This is a genomic window from Plantibacter sp. Leaf314 (assembly GCF_001423185.1).
Classification (GTDB): Bacteria; Actinomycetota; Actinomycetes; order Actinomycetales; family Microbacteriaceae; genus Plantibacter.
This window is the reverse complement of record NZ_LMOB01000002.1, coordinates 440,105-460,211: the sequence shown is the minus strand read 5'-3', so window position 1 is coordinate 460,211 and position 20,107 is coordinate 440,105. Positions and strand designations below refer to the sequence as shown.

Here is a 20,107-nt window from a genome sequence, read left to right as displayed (position 1 = left end):
CACGGTTTCCGAAGAATTCACGCTGGGGTATGTCATCGATGACATGAACGGGGTATGCTCGCCATGACATCGATGACATGGAGTCATCGTCGGAAGCCGACACGGACGTCGGACCCTGAACGGACACCGCCGTGCACCCTGCTGCGAACCTCGACCCGACCACCGTCGCGTCCGTGGCCCCCGACGGACTCGTCGCCGGCCTGGACCTCGGAAGCACCGGTGTCAAGATCCTCGTGACCGACGCCGACGGTGCCGAGGTCCTCATCCACCAGCTCCCCACCCCGTGGCTCGCCGGTGCCGGCGGCACGACCGTCATGGAGGCCGCCTCCCTCATCGCGACCGTCCGGGAGCTCCTCGACCACGTCGCCGCCGAACTCGCCGACCGGTTCGGACCGACCGTCCGGGTCCGCGCGCTCGCCGTGTCGGGGATGGGGGAGTCCGGGATCGTCCTCGACGCCGTCGGTCGGCCCGTCGCCCCCGCGATCGCCTGGTTCGACCCACGCGGCGCCGAACAGCTCGCCGCGCTCCCGGCCACGATCGCGGAGCAGTTCGCCGGCCGGACCGGCCTCCCGCTCGGTGTCCAGGTCTCGGTCGTCAAGCTCCTGCACCTGCGGGACGCCGGACTCGACCTCGCGGGGACCCGCTGGCTCAACCTGCCCGAGTACCTCGTCGCAGCACTCGGCGGCGAGGAGGCCGCGGAGTACTCGCTCTCGTCCCGCACCGGACTCCTCGATCAGGACACCGGCGCCCCCTGGCCTGAACTGCTCGAGCACCTCGGGGTCGACGCCACGTTCCTGCCGCCCTTCGTGGACGCCGGCACCCCGCTCGGCTCCGCCTCGGCCCCCTGGGTGCCGGAGGTCTTCGCCGATGCCGCGTTGACCGTCGCCGGTCACGACCACCTCGTCTCCGCCGTGTCCACCGGCTCGTTCCCCGCCGAGCGGTACCACGTGTCGATGGGCACCGCCGAGGTCCTCCTGCGCCGGCTCGACGCGCCCCTGCCCTTCGCCGCTCGTGAACGCCTCGCCGAGGTGTTCATCAACTGCGTCCGCCACGTCGTCCCCGGTACCTGGGTCCTCGTCGCCGGAGTGAAGACGGGACTCCTCATGCGCCGTACCCTGCAGCTCGTCGGAGTGACCGAGCGGTCCGGCCGCGACCGCCTCGACGACGCGGTCATGGAGCTGCCTGCCGAGGGTCGTCTCGCTGACGGCGACATCGTCGTCTCCGGTGCCCGCAACGATGACGGGGTCCTGCACCTGACGGTGCGGGCGGACGGCGCCGACCCCGCTGAGGTCTTCGCGGCGGTCCTCCGCCACGGCAACGACGAACTCCGCGTGCTCATCGAGGCGATGGACCGCGAGGTGCCGCCGGCGAGCTCGGCCCTCCTCACGGGCGGGTGGGCCGGCATGCGTTCGGTCCAGCGCGCGCGGGCCGCCGTCCTGCCCGGGATCCAGGTCTCCGACCGCTCCCAGGACACCGCCTACGGTGCCACCGTCTTCGCCCGTTCCCTCCTCGAGCCGGCCGTCGCCGGCCGCGCCCGTCCCTGACCCGTCCGTCCGCCCAGCCCACCCACCGAACCCACCCACCGGTCGACCACGACCGGCCCGCAGCATCCGACGCGACCGCGTCGGCACAGACCCCATCCGAAGCACAAGGAGCACCTGATGAACGCAGTAGCCACCCGCACCAACGAGCTCACGACGCTCGAACGCCGCGCCATGTCCACGATCAGCACCCCGGCCGGTGGCATGCTCATCGTCGCCGGCGACCAGCGCAACGGCATGAAGGCCGTCATGAAGGACGCGCCGAACGGTGCGGCCGGCATCAGCCGTGACGAGCTCGCCGAGGCGAAGAGCGACCTCGTGCGCTTCCTCGGCAACCACGCGCCCGCCATCCTCCTCGACCCCGAGGTCGCCCTCCCGCTCGTCGTCGACGAGCGCACCCTCTCCCGCACCACGGGCCTCGTGGTCGGCATGGACTCCTCCGGTTTCGACACCGAGAACGGTCTGCGTCGCACGAAGTACGTGCCCGGCATGGACGCCCGCAAGGTCCGTGAGCTCGGTGGCGACGCCGCGAAGATGCTGTTCTACCTGCGCTCCGACCAGCGCGAGGCGGAGCAGGTCGTCATCGACGAGATCGCACGCCTCGTGGCGGAGTGCTCGGCCGAGGGCGTGCTCCTCATCGTCGAGATCCTCGTCTACCAGCTCGACGGTGAGAGCGACGAGGCCTACGCCGAGATCTTCCCCGAACTCGTCCGTGGGGCCGCGGAGATCTCCGTCGCCGCCGGCTCCAAGGTCCTGAAGCTCCAGTACCCGGGTTCGGCGGAGGCCGCCGCCGCCGTGACCGAGGCCGCCGCCGGTGTGCCGTGGGCGGTCCTCTCGGCCGGTGTCGACCACGAGACCTTCGTCGGTCAGGTCCGCACCGCGGTCGAGAACGGTGCCGGTGGCGCCATGGCCGGTCGCTCGCTGTGGAAGGATAGCCTTTCGATCTCGTCGGCCACGCGCGAGGAACTGCTCACGAACCGTGCGCTGCCCCGCCTCCGCGAGCTCGAGCAGGTCATCGAGACCGCCCTCGCCGGACGCTGACGCGTCGCGGGCGGTGGCCGAGGTCACCGCCCGCGCACGTCCACCCGTCGAACCGGCACCATCCCCGAGGAGCACCCATGGCCACGATGCAGGACGTGGCGTCCCTCGCGGGGGTGAGCTCGAAGACGGTCTCGCGGGTCTTCAACGACGACCCGCACGTCCTCCCGGAGACGCGGTCGCGGGTCGAGACGGCGATGCGCGAGTTGAACTACGTCCCGAACGTGCTGGCGCGCACCTTCCGTGCCGGTCGATCCTCCTCCGTCGGCGTCGCCGTCCCCGATGTCGTCGACCCCTTCTTCGCCGCGGTCGTCCGGGCGGTGGAGGAGGTCTGCTCCCGCTCGGGCATCACCACGCTCGTCACGAGCATCGGCGACGACCCCTCGCGTGAGCGCGCCGTGCTGGACTCCTTGCTGCGCTCGCAGCTCATGGGGCTCGTCCTCGCCCCCGTCGCCGAGGACCAGTCGTGGCTCGCGCCCTGGGCCGAGCACACGCCCATCGTGTTCGTCGACCGGGCGCCAGGGGGACTCGACGCCGACAGCTTCGTCGAGGACGACCACCGCGGCGCCTACCTCGCGACGAGGCATCTCCTCGAGCACGGGCACACCAGGGTCGCCTTCGTCGCCGACGCCGCGCACCCACCCAGCACCCGTCGCCGGCTCGAGGGCTACCGGTCCGCGCTCGCCGAGCACGGTGTCGCGCTCGACGACAGCCTCGTGAGCCTCGGCGCGACGGACCGCGCGCCGGCCGCCACCGTCCTCGACGGTCTGCTCGCCCTCGCCGACCCGCCGACGGCCCTGTTCTCGGCGAACGCGCGCGTGACGATGGCGCTCGTCCCGGCGCTCCGTTCGCGGGGGATCGCCTCGCTCGGCTTCGGCGACTTCCCGATGGCCGACCAGCTCGACCCCGCGGTCAGCGTCATCGAGCAGGACCCCGCCCGGCTGGGGCGGCTGGCCGCCACCCGGGCGCTCGCCCGCTTCGGCGACGCGGACGCCTCGCACGAGCGGAGCACCGTCGTGCCCGTCGGGCTGCTGCTGCGGGAGTCCTGCGGCTGCCACCTCGACGGCTGATCCCCCGCCCGACGGATGCGGCCGTGCCGCTCGGTCCGTAGCGTTGGAGGCTGCACGCGACGGTCGGGGGAGACATGATGCAGGGTTCGGACAACACGGCGAACGGGGGAGGCTGGGCGCCGGTCGGACCGCCCGTCGCACCGCCGAGTGGCGCCGGAGCAGCGGAACCGGCCGGAGCGCCGGTGCTCGGCGCCGCCGGACACGTGGCGCTCGCCCAGCAACCCGAGTCGGCCGCCGACCGCCAACGGCGCCGCAACCGGGAGGCGGCGCCGATCCTGCCGTCGCGGGTCCCGTGGGTCGCGGTGACCGTCTTCACGGTCCTGGCGATCGGGCTCGCCTGGCTCGTCGCGTCCCCGCTGTGGTTGTCCGGCGAGGGCCTCGCGAACCCGTGGTTCCAGCTCATCGCGCTCGGCATGATGTACACGCCGACGGTCGCGGCGGTCGTCGTGGTCTGCTTCGTCGCCCGACCGCGGAGCATCCCGCGGCTGCTCGGCCTCGCGCCCCTGCGTCCGCTCGCCCGCACCCTCGGGCTGTGCGCGGCCGCCCTCGTCGGCTTCCCGGTGCTCGCGTTCGGCGCCATGCTGCTCGGGCAGGCCATGGGGCTCATCTCCCTCGACCTCGTCGACCTCTCCGGTCTCGCCGCCATCATGGCCGCGTCCGGTGCCGGGGAGCCGACGCGTGACCAGCTCACCACCGTCGCGCTCGTGCAGATCCTCACTCTGCCGATCAGCGTGCTCGTGGCCTCACTGTCCGCGTTCGGTGAGGAGCTCGGGTGGCGGGGCTGGTTGTTGCCGAACCTCCTGCCGCTCGGCACCTGGCCCGCCCTCCTCATCTCGGGGGCCGTCTGGGGCGTGTGGCACGCGCCGCTCATCCTCCTCGGCTACAACTACCAGCGGACGGACGGCGTGGGCCTCCTCCTGATGGTCGGCTGGTGCATGCTCCTCGGCGTCGTCATCGGGTGGTTGCGACTGCGCTCGGCCTCGGTCTGGCCGGCGGTGATCGCGCACGGTGCCGTGAACGCCGCCGTCGGGGCGCTCCTGCTGTTCGCCAGCCCCACGTCCATGCAGGACACCGGGAGTGTGTTCGGCACCCTGCTCGGCTGGCCGGGCTGGATCCTCCTCGCCATGACCGCCCTCCTCCTCGTGGTGACGGGGCAGTTCCGTCGGCGTGCGGTTCCGGGGCTCCGGGCCGCCGAGGTAGCGGAGCGGACGCCCGCCTAGCGCGGTTCGGACGGCCGCATGCGCGTCGTGCATGCGTCGTGCCGCGGAGGGTGCTTGTCCTCCGAGCAGGCACTTGGTGCACTGGTCCGATGCGCAGACCCGACCTCCCCGAGGCTCCCAGCCGCCCGCACGCCTCCCATGCTCGCCGCCGCGGTGGTGACGCGAGCCAGCGGGTCCGTCGGCGCCGCCTCGTCGTCGGGATCGCCGGCGGCCTCGTGCTCGCGTTGCTCGGCGGTCTCGGTGCCCTCGCGCTCCGGCTGCAGGGGAACCTCAGCTCCGAGGCGATCGCCGCTCCGACCGGCCGTGCGACGCAGCCGGCGGAGCCTGGCGCGCCGGACCCGGCGGTCAACGTCCTCCTCCTCGGCTCCGACAGTCGTGACCTCGCGCTCGGCGACTACGGCGAGGACACCGGCACCAAGCGCAGCGACGCGATGGTGCTCGTGCACGTGTCCGCGGGCAACACCCGGATCGACGCGATGCAGATCCCACGTGACACGCTGACCGACCTGTCGATGTGCACGGACACCGGGCGGGGGACACCCGACGACTACGGCATGGTGAACGCCGCCCTGAACTCCGGGGCCGCCTGTTCGGTCGCCGCGGTGCAGGCGATGACCGGTGTGCCGATCGACCACTTCGTCGAGCTCGACTTCAGCGGCTTCCAAGCGATCGTCAACGGCATGGACGGCTTGGCGGTGTGCCTGCCGACGGACATGGAGGACCCCTATTCGAACCTCGCCCTGCCCGCCGGGGCACAGGTCATCGACGGGACGCAGGCGCTCGCGCTCGCCCGCACCCGGCACGCGGTGGGCGACGGCAGCGACATCTCGCGCCTCGGCAACCAGCAGATGGTGATGTCCGCGATCGTGCAGCGGGCGCTGAGCGCCGAGGTGCTCACCCGGCCGGACCGACTCATCCGCTTCCTGGACGCGGTCACGTCCTCGCTCACGGTCGACACGGCACTCGGCGACCTCGCGAGCCTGACCTCCCTCGCGCACCGGGTCTCACAGGTGCCCGCCACGGCCATCACCTTCCTGACGATGCCGTGGACCGAGGCGCCGTCGGACGCGAACCGGGTGGTGCCGAGCGATGACGCCGCAACGGTGTTCGCGAGCCTCGCCACGGATGTCCCGGTGCCGATCGCGGGAGCCGCCGACGCGTCACCCGCCGAGCCGGTCACCCCGGTCGAACCGGTGCGGGTCGAGGCGGTCAGCGTCCTCAACGGTTCGCAGACGAACGGGGTCGCGACGGCGACGGCCGACCGATTGACCGCCCTCGGCTACGTCGTCGCGACGATCGGCGACGCGGAGACGGACACCCCGGTCACCGTCCTCCTCGCGCGCGATTCGGACGCGGCCCGGGCGACAGCCGCCTCCCTCGCCCAGGAGTTGGGGATCACGGTCGTCGTGAGCGGCGAACCGGGACCGGACGACGAGGACGTCGTGCTCGTCATCGGAGACGACTTCGCCGCACTGACCGAGGCCGCTGTTGCGGCGCCCGCGCCGGCGCCGGTCGAGGTCGAGTCCCGCAACGCCGCCGCGGACCTCTGCGGCTGACGCGGGAGCGCCTCACCGCCCGGGCGAGACCTGCTCCGTCAGTCGCAGGAACGCGCTCACAGCGGGCGTCCCGACGGTGTCGTGACGGACGAGGAGCCCGATGCTCCGGGTGACCGGGGTCGGGAACCGGCGGACGCGCGCACCGTTCGCCGCGGCCCAGTCCGCCAATCGCTCCGGCACCACCGTCAGGCCGACTCCCGCGGTCGCGAAGCGGGTGAGCGCGTCGCGTTGGGTCGTCACGACGATGCGCGGTGGTTGCACGCCGAAGCTGGCGTAGGCCTCGTCGGTCACGGCGCGCATCGACGTCCCGCGCGGGAGGGTCACGAGGGTGTGCGCAGCCAGCTCGTCGGCGGTGATGGTCGGCGGGGTGTGGTCGGCCTCGCGCTCGTCGGCGGTCCCGAGGCCGGGGAGGACGATCGCGAACCGCTGTTCCTCCAGGAGCCGCACCTCGACGCCGGGCCCGACGGCGGCCACATCGGCCACGCCCAGGTCGATGCGCCCGAGGTCGATGGCCTCGAGCAATTCGGCGGAGTCGACGGCGCCCGTGACCTCGATGCGGACGTCGGGGTGCGCGGCGTGGAACCGGGCGACGAGTTCCGGGACGTGGGTCGCGACGAGCGAGGGGAGTGCCCCGATCCGGAGCGTGCCGGCGGTGAGCGCGTGCTGGGCGTCGGCGAGTGCGCGGAGCCCGTTCGCCTCCTGGAGCATTCGCCTCGCCGGGCCGAGCACCGACCGTCCGGCCTCGGTGACCTGCATCCGGCGTCCGACCCGGGTGAAGAGCGCGAGCCCGAGCTCGGCCTCGCAGCGTTGGATGCGTCTCGTGAGCGAGGGCTGGGAGATCCGCAGGACGTCGGCGGCGGCCGCGTACGAGCCGTAGTCCACGACGGCGACGACGGCTTCGAGCTGCTCGAGGTTCACCGGCAGGCTTCGTACACGTGGTCGGCGGCGTCGGCCGGAGCGAGGTCGCGGTCGCGCAGGATCGTCGAGAACGGGACCTGTGGGTCGGCGCAGACCTCGTCGAAGGTGCCGCGCAGATCGTCGGTGTACTCGATGTCGAGCACGGCCCCGCCGTACACCTCGGTGTAGGTGCCGCACTCGTCGAAGCGGTGGCACTCCTCGGCCACGGCGAAGTCGAAGCCGACGTCGTCCCGCCCCCGCGTGCCGAGGTCGCTGGCGTTCTTCTGCCCGATGAGGAGCCCGGCGTCGTGGGCGAGGTCGGCGTAGCGGGTGGCGAGGGCCATCGCGTCGTCCACGGTGAGTCGGCCGTCGGACCGGGTGTACGAGTCGAGGTTGTCGATCTCGACGGCGTCGAAGCCGGCGTCCGCGCAACGGGTGATGCTCGTGCCGACCCGCTCGGCGATGCGGGCGCGGCGGTCGTCGGTGGAGAGGTCGAAGATCAGCTCGTCGGGCCAGTTCTCGTCGATGATCGGCTTTCCCGCCTCGTCGGTGAGCACGAGGTCGGGCTCGGCGAGCCACGCGTCACGATCGGCCGGCTGACTCTGGAACCCGTTCACGTAACAGATCGAGTACCGGTCCGGGTCCGGGGTGTCCGTGCTGTCGCGGACGACGCCACCCACGCCGGCGGCCGGTTCGTATCCGCCGCCGAGCTGGTAGTCGAACACGATGTCGGTCGGGAACCCGCCGGCCGCGGTGGCCGATCCGGTGCTGGAGGCGGCCTCGCTCTGGGCGGAGGAGCACCCGGCGGCGACGAGCACGACGGCGAGGACGCCGGCGGCCGCGAGGGCCGTGCGGGCACGGAGGTGGGGGAACGGCATGCGACCAGCCTAGGTCCCGGGCCCGGGCACGCCGGAGGGGCCGACCACACGTCCACGGAGCGGGTACCGTTGGGGGCATGAAGTATCTGGTGCTGTTCGCCGCGGGTGCCGCGCTCATCCTCCTCGGGATCGTCTTCGCGCTGCTCCTGGAGCTGCCCGTCGGGTTCCGGATCGCCGGGCTCGTCGCCATGCTGCTCGGCACCGTGGTCATGGGCGTGAACGTCGGCCTGCAGTTCTTCGACCGCCGCCGCGAGCGGGCCCGCCGCCTCTGACGCCCGCCGGCGCAAGCACCTGACGCCGCCCGATCCCGCGCGTTACCCTCGAAGCCACCCGCTTCGGCCGAGGCGGGACGACAACCGGGAGGCTTCGTGGCGCGCGCGCTCTTCATCATCGACGTACAGAACGACTTCACCGAGGGCGGTGCGCTCGGGGTGACCGGTGGCGAGAACGTCGCCGGAGGGATCACGCAGCTCCTCGCGGAGCACGGCGACGACTACGCGCACGTGTTCGCCTCCCGCGACTGGCACGACGCCGAGGGCGACAACGGCGGCCACTTCGCCGCGGGCGAGCCCGACTACACGACCACCTGGCCCGTGCACTGTGTCGCCGGGAGCGAGGGGGCCGAGTACCACCACGCGCTCGACACCAAGGCGGTCGACACCCACATCCGGAAGGGGCAGGGAGCCCACGGGTACTCGATCTTCGAGGGCGTCACCCCGGAGGGCCGGCGCCTGGAGGAGGTCCTCGCGGACGCCCAGATCACGGAGGTCGACGTCGTCGGCCTGGCGACCGACTACTGCGTCCGCCGGAGTGCGCTCGACGCCATCGGGCACGGCCTGCAGGTCCGGGTGCTCACCGACCTCGTGGCGCCGGTCGACGAGGCCGCCGGAGCGGCGGCGCTCGCCGAGATCGTCGAGGCCGGGGGCGTGCTCGTCACGCGCTGAGACCCCGCCGGATCGGACTCGCACACGCCAACCGTCGCAGATAGTAAGCTAGCTGCATAATATTCGGGACAGGGCGAGGACGGGGCACGCGCATGACGCACGGGCGACACGGTGATGCATCGACGACCACGGCGCGGCGGCGCGATCGGAACGGGGCGCCGCGCTGGCTGCGCATCCTGCTGCCCGCGGTCCTCATCCTCCTGTGGCTCACCGCTGCCGGCGTCGGCGGCCCGTACTTCGGCAAGGTCAGCGAGGTCGCGACCAACGACCAGACGAGCTTCCTCCCCGCGAGCGCCGACGCCACGGAGGTGCAGGCCGCGCTCGACGGGTTCCGTGACGGAGACGACATCCCGGCCCTCGTCCTGTTCGTGCGGGAGGGCGGGATCACCGACGACGACCGCTCCGCCATCGACGACGAACTCGCGTCGATCGCTTCGACCGAGGGCGTCGCCGACGGGGTCTCACCGGCCATCCCCTCCGAGGACGGCGAGGCGCTCGAGGCCTTCGTGCCGATCAGCGGCGACGCGGAGGTCGGCGACGTCGTCGAGGCCTTGCGCGCCCAGCTCGGCGACGCGATGCCGTCGGGGGTGGAGGTCTTCGTCACGGGTCCCGCCGGGTTCACGGCCGACCTGACCGCCGCCTTCGCCGGCATCGACGGCATCCTGCTCCTGACGGCCCTCGGTGCCGTCTTCCTCATCCTGATCGTCGTGTACCGGTCGCCCGTGCTGCCGTTCCTCGTGCTCGGCACCTCGCTCTTCGCGCTCTGCACCGCGCTCCTCACCGTGTGGTGGCTCGCCAAGACCGGCGTCGTGCTCCTGAACGGTCAGGTGCAGGGCATCCTGTTCATCCTCGTGATCGGCGCGGCGACGGACTACTCGCTGCTGTACGTCTCGCGGTACCGGGAGGCGCTCCGCGACCACGAGCGACGATGGGATGCGACGTGGGCGGCGCTCCGCGGCTCCCTCGAGCCGATCGTCGCCTCCGGAGGCACCGTGATCGCCGGGCTGCTCTGCCTGCTGCTCAGCGACCTGAACTCGAACAAGGCACTCGGACCGGTGGCCGCGATCGGCATCGTCTTCTCCGTGCTCGCCGCACTCACCTTCCTCCCGGCGCTCCTCCTCGCCTGCGGTCGCAGCTCCTTCTGGCCCCTGCGCCCGAAGGTCGGCAGCGAGCACCGGGTGCAGGCCGCGACGGCCGACGACGACGCGGTGCCGACCACCGGGCTGTGGGGCGGGATCGCCCGCCTCATCTCGCGCCGCGCCCGCGTCGTCTGGATCGGGAGCACCCTCCTCCTCCTGGTCGCGAGTCTCGGTGTCGTCCAACTCCAGGCGGACGGCGTCGCGCAGAGCGACCTCATCCTCGGGACCTCCGAGGCGCGCGACGGGCAGCTCGCGCTCGGTGAGCACTTCCCGGCCGGGTCGGCGAGTCCGGTCTCCGTCCTCACCGGGGAGGACGACGCCGCCGAGGTCATCGCCATCTTGGAGGACACCGACGGGCTCGACGGCGTCCAGGTGCTGGCGAGCGGCACGGCGACCGGCACCGCGGACGCGACGGTGCGCGACGGGGAGGCGGTGTTCACCGCGCCGCCGACCGGTCCTCCGGGGACCCCCGCGTCGCCGGCCGAGCCGACCGTCGACGACGGCCGGATCGTGCTCCAGGCGACCCTCGACACGGCACCCGACTCCGCAGCCGCGGAGGAGACCGTGCGACAGCTGCGCACCACCATCGACGCCGCCGTCGGCACCCACACGCCGGTCGGCGGGGTCACCGCGACCGCGATCGACTCGAACGACGCCGCCATTCACGACCGGAACCTCATCATCCCCGTGGTGCTCGTCGTCATCCTCCTCATCCTCATGCTGCTCCTGCGGTCGGTCCTCGCGCCGGTCCTGCTCATCCTCAGCGTGGTGGTGTCCTTCGGAGCGGCGCTCGGGGTCTCCGCCCTCGTGTTCACGCACGTCCTCGGCTTCCCCGGCGCGGATCCGAGCGTGCCGCTCTACGGCTTCGTCTTCCTCGTCGCGCTCGGGATCGACTACAACATCTTCCTCATGACGCGGGTGCGCGAGGAGTCGCTCCGGGTCGGCACGAGAGCCGGGGTGTTGCGCGGTCTCGCGATCACGGGTGGGGTGATCACCTCGGCCGGCCTCGTGCTCGCGGCCACCTTCGCGGCGCTCGGCGTGATCCCGATCCTGTTCCTCGCGCAGATCGCGTTCATCGTCGCGTTCGGCGTCCTCCTCGACACGATCATCGTGCGCACGCTGCTCGTCCCGGCCCTCAGCCATGACATCGGCAGCGCCATCTGGTGGCCGTCGAAGCTCGCGAAGGGTCGCGTCGAGCACCGACACGCCGCCTGAGCGGGGGTCGCCCGGTCGTCCTACCCCTGCTCGGCGAGGAACGCCAGGACCGCGTCCTTGAACACGCGGGAGGACACGGCGTTGAAGTGCTCGCGGCCGGGCAGTCCGACATACCGCGCTCCGGCCGCCTCGGCCAGGCGCCGACTGCCGTCCGCGACCGCGTCGTCGTCCCCGGTCACGAGGAGCATCGGGAGGGGCGGCACCTCGGCCGTGGTCGGCTGCGGACCGCCGCGGAGGCCCTCCACCAGGGCGATCAGGGCCTCGACGTCGTTGCCGGGGACCCCCTCCGCCATCGACACGTACGTCTCGGTGAGCCGGTGCGTGATCGTCGCGCCGGTCCTGACCCGGAGTCGGGCCTCGTCGAGGTCGAAGCCGCGGAGCGAGTCGCCCTCGGGGAGGCCACCGAGACTGAGCGAGCGGACGCGGTCGGGATGCCGGACACCCAACCGCCAGCCCACCCGTGAGCCGAGCGAGTAGCCGAGGTAGTGCGGCTCGTCGACGCTGTAGCCGTCGAGCACGGTGAGGACGTCGTCGACGAGGCCGTCGAGTCGGTAGGCGCTCGGATCCATCGGCTTGTCCGAGGCCCCGTGTCCGCGCTGGTCGATCGTCACCAGCCGATACCCGGCTCGGTTGAGGGTCCTGGTCCACCCCGCGAGGTCCCAGTTGAGTCCAGCGCTCGAGGCGAAGCCGTGGACGGCGACGACCGTCTCCGCGCGGTCGGTGTCGGCCGCCGGCTCGTGCACGTAGGTGGCGATCCGGAACCCGTCCGACGACATGACGTAGGTGGGCGCGATCGGCTCAGGCTGGGGAAGCACCCGACCACGATACTCGCCGCGGGGAGCGGTTCGGCACGCGTCGAAGGCGCCGTCGCGGCGTGGCTCAGTCGACGGCGATCGGGCGAGGCCCCTGGTGCATCATCTCCGACAGGTACGGTGCGACGACGCTCGTGGAGATGCGGCAGTCGAGCAGGAGGACGCCGTCCGCCCCGGCGTGGACCCAGGCGGTGAGGCCGTCGAGGTCGGCGAGGGTGTCGATCGTGAGGCCCTGACCGCCGAGCGCACGGGCGAGCGCAGCGAAGTCCACCTCGTCGATGAGCATGGGGGCCTGGTCGAGCCCGCGTGAGCCGTACTGGTGGACCTCGGCGCCGTACGCGGCGTCGTTGAACACCACGACCACACCGCTCCGGACGGTGCGGATGACGGTGTCGAGGTCGGGGAGCGCCATGAGCCCGCCCCCGTCGCCCGTGCAGAGGACGGTCGTGCCGGGGTGCCCGACCGCTGCGGCACCGACGGCGCTCGGGAAGCCGAGCCCGATGGTCTGGTAGGCGGTGCCGACCATGACGAGGCGGTCGGGGGAGGGGATGTCGAGATAGCTCGGTGCCCAACCGATGAAGTGGCCGCCGTCCTGGACGACCGTGCGGTCCTGCGGCAGCAACTCGTTCAGTCGGTGCGCGAGGCTGCGGGGGTCGAGTCGGCCGTCGGCGCACACGCCGACGCCGGGATCGCGGTCGAGGTGGGGTGCCGGCCGGACGGCGCCTCCGGCGGTGAACCAGCCGGAACCGGCCGCACCGTCCAGGCGATCGAGCAGGCCGGCGGCGGCGAGTGCCGCGTCGCCGCGGACGAGCTCGTCGACCCTGGCGTTCGTCGGGGCGTCGGCGAGGTCCACCTGGATCACGTGCGCCTCGGGGGAGAAGGCCTCACCGAACCGCATCGTGAACTGGTTGAGACCGGCGCCCACGACGAGGACGACGTCCGCATCGGCGATGGTCCGCGCCGCGCGTTCCGTGGCGAAGCCTCCGGCGACACCGAGGTCGCGGTCGCTCCCCCCGAACAGTCCGAGCCCGAGCGCCGTGGTCGCGGTGTAGGCGTCCAGACGTTCCGCGAGTGCTCCGAGGACGGGCCCGGCGTCGGCCAGCCAGGCGCCACGGCCGGCGAGGATGAGCGGTCGACGCGCGGAGCGCAGGGCGGCTGCCGCGGTGTCCAGACGCCGGGCGACCGGTTCCACGCGTGACGGTCGGACGAGGGCGGGGTGATGCGGCGTGCCGTCGGCTCGCAGTGGTTCGTCGGACGCCACGGCGGCGAGGTCGTACGGGATCGCGAGCACGACGGCCGTCCGACGGTGGACGGCGTGTTCGATGGCCCGCAGGGTGGTCGCGGTGGCGTCGTCGCGGCCGACGGTGAAGGTGGGCGCTCCGAGCCCGGCGGCGATCTGGAACTGGTCGACGTCCCAGGGCCTCGTGCCGGTCGTGGGCGCGTCCCCGACGACGAGGACGAGGGGGATGCGCGCCATGACCGCTTCGGCGAGCGGGGTCAGCGTATTGGTGAATCCGGCGCCATACGTGGCCGTGGCGGCGGCCAGGGCGCCACCGGCGCGGAAGTAGGCGTCGGCTGCTGCGACCCCGCCGGCTTCGTGCCGCATGGCCGTGATGCGCGTGCCGGTGGCGGCGAGGGCGTCGAGGAAGTGCGCGTTGCCGTTCCCCATGACCCCGAACACGTCGGAGACGTGGCGGCTGAGGGCTTGGGCCACACGGGCGGAGACGGTTGACGGGGTGACCGCGGGAACGGTCGACGGAGCGTGTTCGGACATGGCGTGACCTTCGAGAACGTGGACGGATGGGATTCCGTGTGTGTCTCGCCGGTGCTGACCGCGCTATCGCCCTTTTTTCGAGCAACGACTCCGGTGTCGCGGAGTCTGACGAGCACACTCTACTCCGCGGGGACCCCGCTGCACAGTGCGGTCTTCGCGTCATCCACTCGACATCCGCGACACCCGCCGGACAGCCCGGCGACGTCCGCTGGAGGCTGTCCTCATGACCCACATCGTGCAGGCCAATGCGGCCGAAGACCTCCTCGCCCTCGTCCCCGGACTCATCGGAAGCACCCCGAGATCGAGTCTCGTCGTCGTCCTGTTCGCGGGTTCCCGCAGTCGCGGCGCCCTCCAGGTGCATCTGCCGGCCGGGACGGACGTCGACCGGCGGGTGGCGGAGGCGGCTGCGGAGCACGCTCTCGGGTTCGCCTGCCGGGCGCCGGGTGTCGACGCCATCGTGCCGGTGGTCTACACGGACGACGCCTTCGGAGCCGCGGCGGAGCCGCCGGGCCGCGTCATCGCGGATGCGATCCTCGGCTTGGCGAGCGCGCACGGGTTCGCGGTCAAGGATGCGCTGTGCTCGGCCACCGACGGTTGGGGCTCCTACCTCGATCCTGGACTCCCCTCCGGAGGGCGGTCGCCGGCGATCGTGGCCTCGGCGGCGGTCCCGCCCGTCCCACCGCTCCCGACCGAGCTCGTCACCACCCAGGTGCCGTCGGTGGACGCGGCGACGTTCGCCGCCGTCGACCTCGAGTACCGGGTGCTCAGTGCACGGCTGGCCTCCATGCTCGACGCGGCCACCGATCACGCCCGCACGAGCTGGCGGATCGATGTCGGCGACACCGTGGAACGACTCGACGGCCTCCCCGAGGTCTTCGAGGACGCCCTCGCCCGAGGCGTCGAGGCGATGACCCCTCGGGAGGTCGCTTTCCTGTTACTCAGCCTGGGGCGCCCCTGGGCGAGCGATCTCGCGCTCATGCAGTGGGCGTTCGGGCGAGACCTGGGGGAGGAACTCGACGACGCCGAACGCGCGTACGGGCATCTCCCGGTCGGGATGGACGACCCGGAGGTGTTCCACCGGGTCGCCCACCTGCTGGTCGGCGACGGACCGCATCCCGACGTCCAGCGCATCCGGGCGGCGAGCAGCCTGCTCCTCGGCGTCACGGCGCGCGCATCCGAGTCGGCGCGCGTTGCACCGCTCGCGATGCTCGCCTGGCTGGCCTGGGCGCTCGGTCAGAGCAGCCGTGCTGCCGCCTTCCTCGACGAGCTCGACGCCACCGAGTTGGACCATCCGCTGGCGTCGACCGTCGCGTCGCTGATCCGCCAGGGGCACCTGCCGGCCTGGGCCTTCCGGCCGTCGGCCGAGCCCGGGGGATCCGTTGTCGCCGCGAACGGTCAGCCCGCCGCGTGACGCTCGAGGAAGTCGTAGACCTCGGAGTCGTCCACGCCCGGGAACGTACCGCTCGGCAGTGGCGACAGGATGTGCGTGTGCAGGCGGGCACTGGGCCAGGCCTGCTCGCGCCACTTGTCGGCGAGGACGGAGGGAGGCCGTCGGCAGCAGGTCGGGTCGGGGCACGTCGACACTGCGCGGGTCGTCGTCTCCCGCCCACGGAACCACTTCGCCTCGCCCCAGGGCACGCCGACCGAGATCGAGAACTCACCCGCCTCGGTGGTACCGGTCTGCGTCGCGCACCAGAAGGTCCCGGCCGGGGTGTCGGTGTACTGGTAGAGCTCGGTGGTGCGGTTGGTCCGGGCGAAGGCGTTGCGTGCACTCCACTTCCGGCACACGATCTGGCCTTCCACGGCGCCCGTCACGTCGACCGGGAGCGGGAGCGCGTCGTTCTCGTAGGCCTTCGAGATCGCGCCGTCCTCCGAGACCCGCAGGAAGTGCAGGCGCATGTCGAGTCGCGCGGTCGCGAGGTTCGTCAGTCGGAGCGCCGCCGCCTCGTGGGTGACCCCGAAGGCGTCCCGGAAGTCCTCCACGGCCAGGTTGCGGTCTCGCTTGGCCTGCTGCAGGAAGGACACCGCAGCTGTCTGCGGCATGAGCGCCGCCGCCGCGAAGTAGTTGATCTCGAGCCGCTGTCGGAGGAACTCCGCATAACTCGTGGGGCGCTGGTGTCCGAGCAGTCGGTGGGCCATCGCCTGCAGCGCCATGGATCGCAGGCCGTGTCCGCCGGGGATCGACGCCGGCGGCAGGTAGATCCGACCGTTCTCGAGATCGGTGACGCTCCGAGCCGAGTGCGGGAGGTCGTTGACGTAGATGAGGTCGAAGCCGAGTTGCTCCGCCATGACGCTCACCGTGCGGTGTGTGAGGGCGCCGGTGCTGTGACCCGCCCGCAGGACGCGGGACTCGGCGAGTTCCTCGATCTCCGGGAGGTGGTTGTCGCGCTCACGCATCCACTCCCGCAGTTCGGTGTTGGCGCGTCGGGCCTCCTCCGGCGTCGCGATCGCCTCGTTCGCGTGCCGTTGCAGTTCCCGGTGCAGTCCGACGAGTGCGCGGAGGGCGTCGTCCGGGATGCCCTTCGACGGCTTCACCTGGGGGAGGGTCAACTCGCTGTACAGGGCGCTCCGTTGCAGCCGGTCCAGTTCGATCTCCAGCGCAGCGCGGGGATTGGGCGCCTCGGTCGAGAGCAGGTCGTTCAACTCGACGCCGAGGGCGGCGGTGAGTTCCTGCAGGACCGACAGTTTCGGCTCCCGTTTGCCGTTCTCGATGAGCGAGAGCTGACTCGCGGCCAGACCGACCCGCTCGCCGAGATCGTCGAGGGTGAGTCCACGACGCGCCCGGAAGTGACGGATCCGGCGCCCAAGAGTGAGCAGGTCTGCGGCGGCGTTGCCGGAGGGGTTCGGGGTCATTCCTTCACGATATCGAAAGATCTGGGATTCTTGTCGTCGTTCACCCCGATAAGAATCCCGGATTCGGGCGCAGAGTGGGTCCACGCCCACTTCTTGACTGTCCCACCAACGCCGGAGGAACACATGTCCATCGCCGAGCTGCTCTCCGATCCGACCCCCGCCCCCACGACGCGGCGGCTGCTCCGAGCGGTGCAGCCGCCGACCTCCTCGGGGCTCGCCGAACTGCACGCGTGGGTGGACGAACTCGCCACCCTCCTCGAACCGTCCGCCATCCACTGGGTCGACGGCTCGGCGAGTGAGTCGCACCGGCTCACCCACCAGCTCGTCGCCGAGGGGAAGCTGATCAAGCTGAACCCCGAATGGCGGCCGAACAGCTTCCTCGCCCGCAGCGACCCGAGCGACGTCGCGCGGGTGGAGGACCGCACCTTCATCTGCTCCGAGTCGGAGGAGGACGCCGGGCCGACGAACAACTGGCGCGAACCGGCCGCCATGCGGGCGGAATTGCGCGGGGTCTTCACCGGCAGCATGCGCGGCCGGACGATGTACGTCGTCCCGTTCTCGATGGGTGCCGTCGGCGGGCCGCTGTCGCAGCTCGGGGTGCAGATCACCGACTCGGCCTACGCCGTGCTCAGCATGGGGATCATGACCCGGATGGGCGACCGCGTCCTCGAGCTCATCGCCGACGGTGCGCCCTGGGTGCGCACCGTCCATTCGGTCGGTGCCCCGCTCGAGGCGGGGCAGGCCGACGTCGTCTGGCCGTGCAACGACACGAAGTACATCGTGCAGTTCCCCGAGACCCGCGAGGTGTGGTCCTTCGGCTCGGGGTACGGCGGCAACGCCCTCCTCGCGAAGAAGTGCTTCGCCCTGCGGATCGCCTCGGTCATCGGGCGGGATGAGGGCTGGCTGGCCGAACACATGCTCCTCGTCCGGGTGACCTCGCCCGAAGGCCGTGCCTTCCACCTCGCCGCAGCCTTCCCCTCGGCCTGCGGCAAGACGAACCTCGCGATGCTGCGGCCCACGATCCCGGGATGGCGGGTCGAGACCCTCGGCGACGACATCGCCTGGATCCGTCCCGGCGAGGACGGCCGCCTGTACGCGATCAACCCGGAGGCCGGTTTCTTCGGCGTGGCGCCCGGCACGGGAGCGACGACCAACGCGACGGCCGTGGACACCCTGTGGGGCAACACGATCTTCACGAACGTGGCCCTCCGCGACGACGGGGACGTGTGGTGGGAGGGGCTCACCCCCGAGCCGCCGGCGCACCTCATCGACTGGCAGGGGCAGGACTGGACGCCGGACTCCGGCCGCCCGGCGGCGCACCCGAACTCACGGTTCACCGTCGCAGCGGCGCAGTGCCCGTCGATCGCCCCGGACTGGGACGCGGCCGACGGTGTGCCGCTCGACGCGATCCTCTTCGGCGGACGCCGGGCCACGAACGTGCCGCTCGTGGTGGAGGCGAGCAGCTGGGAGCACGGCGTGTTCATGGGCGCCACGATCTCCTCCGAACAGACGGCGGCAGCGGAGGGCACCGTCGGCGAGCTCCGCCGCGACCCCTTCGCGATGCTGCCGTTCTGCGGCTACAACATGGCCGACTACTGGGGTCATTGGCTGCGCGTCGGTGGAGCGCTCGATCACGGCATGGCACCGCGGATCTTCCAGGTCAACTGGTTCCGCAAAGACGCCGACGGCTCGTTCCTCTGGCCGGGCTTCGGTGAGAACGCCCGGGTCATCGAGTGGATCGTCCGCCGTCTGGAGCACGAGGCCGGGTCACGTGCGTCGGCCATCGGTGGGCTACCGCTCGTCGACGAGCTGAACCTCGACGGCATCGACCTGCCGGAGGACGCCCTCGACGCCCTGTTCGCCGTGGACCGCGACTCCTGGCTCGCGGAATGCGACCTCACCGAGGCCTTCTTCGACACCTTCGGGAACCGCGTCCCGGCCGCCCTCCGGGCCGAACTCGCCGCCCTCCGCTACCGCCTCCGGGCCTGATCCTCGTCATGCATTCGCCCATCTTTGGGCGAATGAAGGTTCGTTCGCCCAAAGATGGGCGAACGAACCGGCGACGAGGGTGCTCCACAGCTCGCGAACGAGGGCAGAGGTCGTCGTGAGGTAGCTGCGCTGCTCAGCCCGCCGCTGGATCGCGCGACGATCGAAGCATGACGCCAACCGATCTGCCCGATCACGACGCGTTCTCCGTCCGCTCGGCGCTGGAGCATGGCGTCTCGCCGGAGCGCCTCCGCACGACGCGTGTTCCAGCACCGTTCCCGGGGGTTCGGAGCTTCGCTGCACCACGCAGGGGCGCTGACCTGCCTCCCGGGCAGCGGCATCTCGCGCACCTGGAGCTGTGTCGGGCGTACGCGCAGCGAATGGCGCCGACGCAGTTCTTCTCGCACCTGTCGGCCGCACACCTCCTGAATGCTCCGCTCCCGGCGCGGCTGTGCTGGGACGAGGTCCACGTCGGCGTCCGGCCGCCGGACCGGGCGCCCAGGGTCGCCGGGGTCGTCGGCCATCGCCTGACCGGCCTCGTCGGCGATCCGATCCTCATCGAGGGGCTCGCGGTCGTGAGTCCCGCCGACATGTGGTGTCAGCTCGGACCGAGTCTCACCATCGACGAGCTGGTCGCGGTCGGCGATCACCTGGTCCGTGAGCGAGGTGCCTCGGGCCGGTGGCGGCATGAGCGCATTCCAGGGCTCTGCTCCATCGACGACCTCGCAGCGGCGCTGAGCAGCTCCCGGCACCTCGGCGCCGGGCCCCTCCGTGCCGCGCTCCCGCAGATCCGCGGTGGTTCCGAATCGCCGAAGGAGACGGAACTCCGACTCGCCTTCGTTCGCGCCGGTCTCCCGGAGCCGGTGCTCAACCACGAACTCCGTGATCGCTGGGGGCGGTTCATTGCGCGTCTCGACCTCGCCTACCCGGCGTATCGTGCAGCGTTCGAGTACGACGGGCGCCAGCACGCCACCGATGCGGGGCAGTTCGCGAAGGACGTCGACCGGATCCATGCCGTCACCAGACTCGGCTGGTCCCACGACCGCTTCCTCGCACATCATCTGCAGGCGGGTGCCGCCGTCGCGGTCGAGCGAGCCCGCGAGCGCCTCATCGCGGCAGGATGGCGTCCGTGATCCCGTTCATTCGCCCATCTTTGGGCGAATGAAGGTTCGTTCGCCCAAAGA

General features: G+C 71.8%; 16 protein-coding genes. 11 read left to right on the top strand and 5 right to left on the bottom strand.

What is annotated here, in order from left to right; genetic code table 11:
- Window positions 1-131: 131 nt before the first annotated feature.
- From ASF68_RS15305 to ASF68_RS15285, 5 genes are all read left to right on the top strand, one after another.
- Window positions 132-1,544, top strand: coding sequence for an L-fuculokinase (locus ASF68_RS15305; RefSeq protein ID WP_082498712.1), 1,413 nt, complete (start codon window positions 132-134; stop codon window positions 1,542-1,544).
- 117 nt (window positions 1,545-1,661) lie between these two features.
- Complete coding sequence (locus tag ASF68_RS15300; RefSeq protein ID WP_200936454.1) at window positions 1,662-2,582, top strand: hypothetical protein; 921 nt, start codon at window positions 1,662-1,664, stop codon at window positions 2,580-2,582.
- Between the two features lie 77 nt (window positions 2,583-2,659).
- A complete protein-coding gene (locus ASF68_RS15295; protein ID WP_056012993.1) occupies window positions 2,660-3,649 on the top strand; it encodes a LacI family DNA-binding transcriptional regulator in 990 nt (329 codons plus the stop codon).
- Between the two features lie 74 nt (window positions 3,650-3,723).
- A complete protein-coding gene (locus ASF68_RS15290) occupies window positions 3,724-4,869 on the top strand; it encodes a CPBP family intramembrane glutamic endopeptidase (RefSeq protein WP_235526841.1) in 1,146 nt (381 codons plus the stop codon).
- A gap of 89 nt (window positions 4,870-4,958) precedes the next feature.
- Window positions 4,959-6,425: an LCP family protein gene (locus ASF68_RS15285; RefSeq protein WP_082498711.1), complete on the top strand. Its 1,467-nt coding sequence runs from the start codon at window positions 4,959-4,961 to the stop codon at window positions 6,423-6,425.
- Window positions 6,426-6,437: 12 nt separating this feature from the next.
- Here the strand turns inward: ASF68_RS15285 and ASF68_RS15280 are convergent, their stop codons facing one another.
- Together ASF68_RS15280 and ASF68_RS15275 are read right to left on the bottom strand one after the other, a co-directional pair.
- Window positions 6,438-7,343: a LysR family transcriptional regulator gene (locus tag ASF68_RS15280; RefSeq protein WP_056012990.1), complete on the bottom strand. Its 906-nt coding sequence runs from the start codon at window positions 7,341-7,343 to the stop codon at window positions 6,438-6,440.
- On the bottom strand, window positions 7,340-8,200 hold the full coding sequence (locus ASF68_RS15275; RefSeq protein WP_056012987.1) for an endo alpha-1,4 polygalactosaminidase: 861 nt from the start codon (window positions 8,198-8,200) through the stop codon (window positions 7,340-7,342). The genes ASF68_RS15280 and ASF68_RS15275 overlap by 4 nt, the downstream gene beginning before the upstream one ends.
- Window positions 8,201-8,277: 77 nt before the next feature.
- On the opposite strand from ASF68_RS15275, the gene ASF68_RS15270 reads away from it, so the two are divergent.
- From ASF68_RS15270 to ASF68_RS15260, 3 genes are all read left to right on the top strand, one after another.
- Complete coding sequence (locus tag ASF68_RS15270) at window positions 8,278-8,472, top strand: hypothetical protein (RefSeq protein WP_056012984.1); 195 nt, start codon at window positions 8,278-8,280, stop codon at window positions 8,470-8,472.
- Window positions 8,473-8,568: 96 nt separating this feature from the next.
- Window positions 8,569-9,144, top strand: coding sequence for an isochorismatase family protein (locus ASF68_RS15265; RefSeq protein WP_056012981.1), 576 nt, complete (start codon window positions 8,569-8,571; stop codon window positions 9,142-9,144).
- Between the two features lie 92 nt (window positions 9,145-9,236).
- Window positions 9,237-11,498 carry an efflux RND transporter permease subunit gene (locus ASF68_RS15260; RefSeq protein ID WP_056012980.1) on the top strand — a complete coding sequence of 754 codons (2,262 nt, stop codon included), beginning with the start codon at window positions 9,237-9,239 and terminating at the stop codon, window positions 11,496-11,498.
- A gap of 20 nt (window positions 11,499-11,518) precedes the next feature.
- Here ASF68_RS15260 and ASF68_RS15255 read toward each other — a convergent pair whose 3' ends face one another.
- Together ASF68_RS15255 and ASF68_RS15250 are read right to left on the bottom strand one after the other, a co-directional pair.
- Window positions 11,519-12,313, bottom strand: coding sequence for an alpha/beta fold hydrolase (locus ASF68_RS15255; RefSeq protein ID WP_235526840.1), 795 nt, complete (start codon window positions 12,311-12,313; stop codon window positions 11,519-11,521).
- A 64-nt stretch (window positions 12,314-12,377) separates the two neighbouring features.
- Window positions 12,378-14,084, bottom strand: a complete 1,707-nt coding sequence (locus ASF68_RS15250; protein ID WP_056012978.1) for a thiamine pyrophosphate-binding protein — start codon at window positions 14,082-14,084, stop codon at window positions 12,378-12,380.
- A 223-nt stretch (window positions 14,085-14,307) separates the two neighbouring features.
- Between ASF68_RS15250 and ASF68_RS15245 the strand changes: the two genes are divergently transcribed.
- Window positions 14,308-15,495, top strand: a complete 1,188-nt coding sequence (locus ASF68_RS15245; protein WP_056012975.1) for a DUF4192 family protein — start codon at window positions 14,308-14,310, stop codon at window positions 15,493-15,495.
- On the opposite strand, the gene ASF68_RS15240 is transcribed toward ASF68_RS15245, so the two are convergent.
- Window positions 15,480-16,937 (bottom strand): helix-turn-helix domain-containing protein, encoded by a 1,458-nt coding sequence (locus tag ASF68_RS15240; RefSeq protein WP_056012972.1) that lies wholly within the window; start codon window positions 16,935-16,937, stop codon window positions 15,480-15,482. The genes ASF68_RS15245 and ASF68_RS15240 overlap by 16 nt on opposite strands.
- Window positions 16,938-17,060: 123 nt before the next feature.
- Here ASF68_RS15240 and ASF68_RS15235 point away from each other — a divergent pair, with 123 nt between their 5' ends.
- The gene (locus tag ASF68_RS15235; protein WP_056012969.1) at window positions 17,061-18,926 is read left to right on the top strand and encodes a phosphoenolpyruvate carboxykinase (GTP); all 1,866 of its coding nucleotides are present in this window, start codon (window positions 17,061-17,063) and stop codon (window positions 18,924-18,926) included.
- A 377-nt stretch (window positions 18,927-19,303) separates the two neighbouring features.
- Entirely contained in the window at window positions 19,304-20,056 is a 753-nt protein-coding gene (locus ASF68_RS15230) for a hypothetical protein (RefSeq protein WP_056012965.1), read from the top strand.
- The last annotated feature ends 51 nt before the right edge of the window (window positions 20,057-20,107 follow it).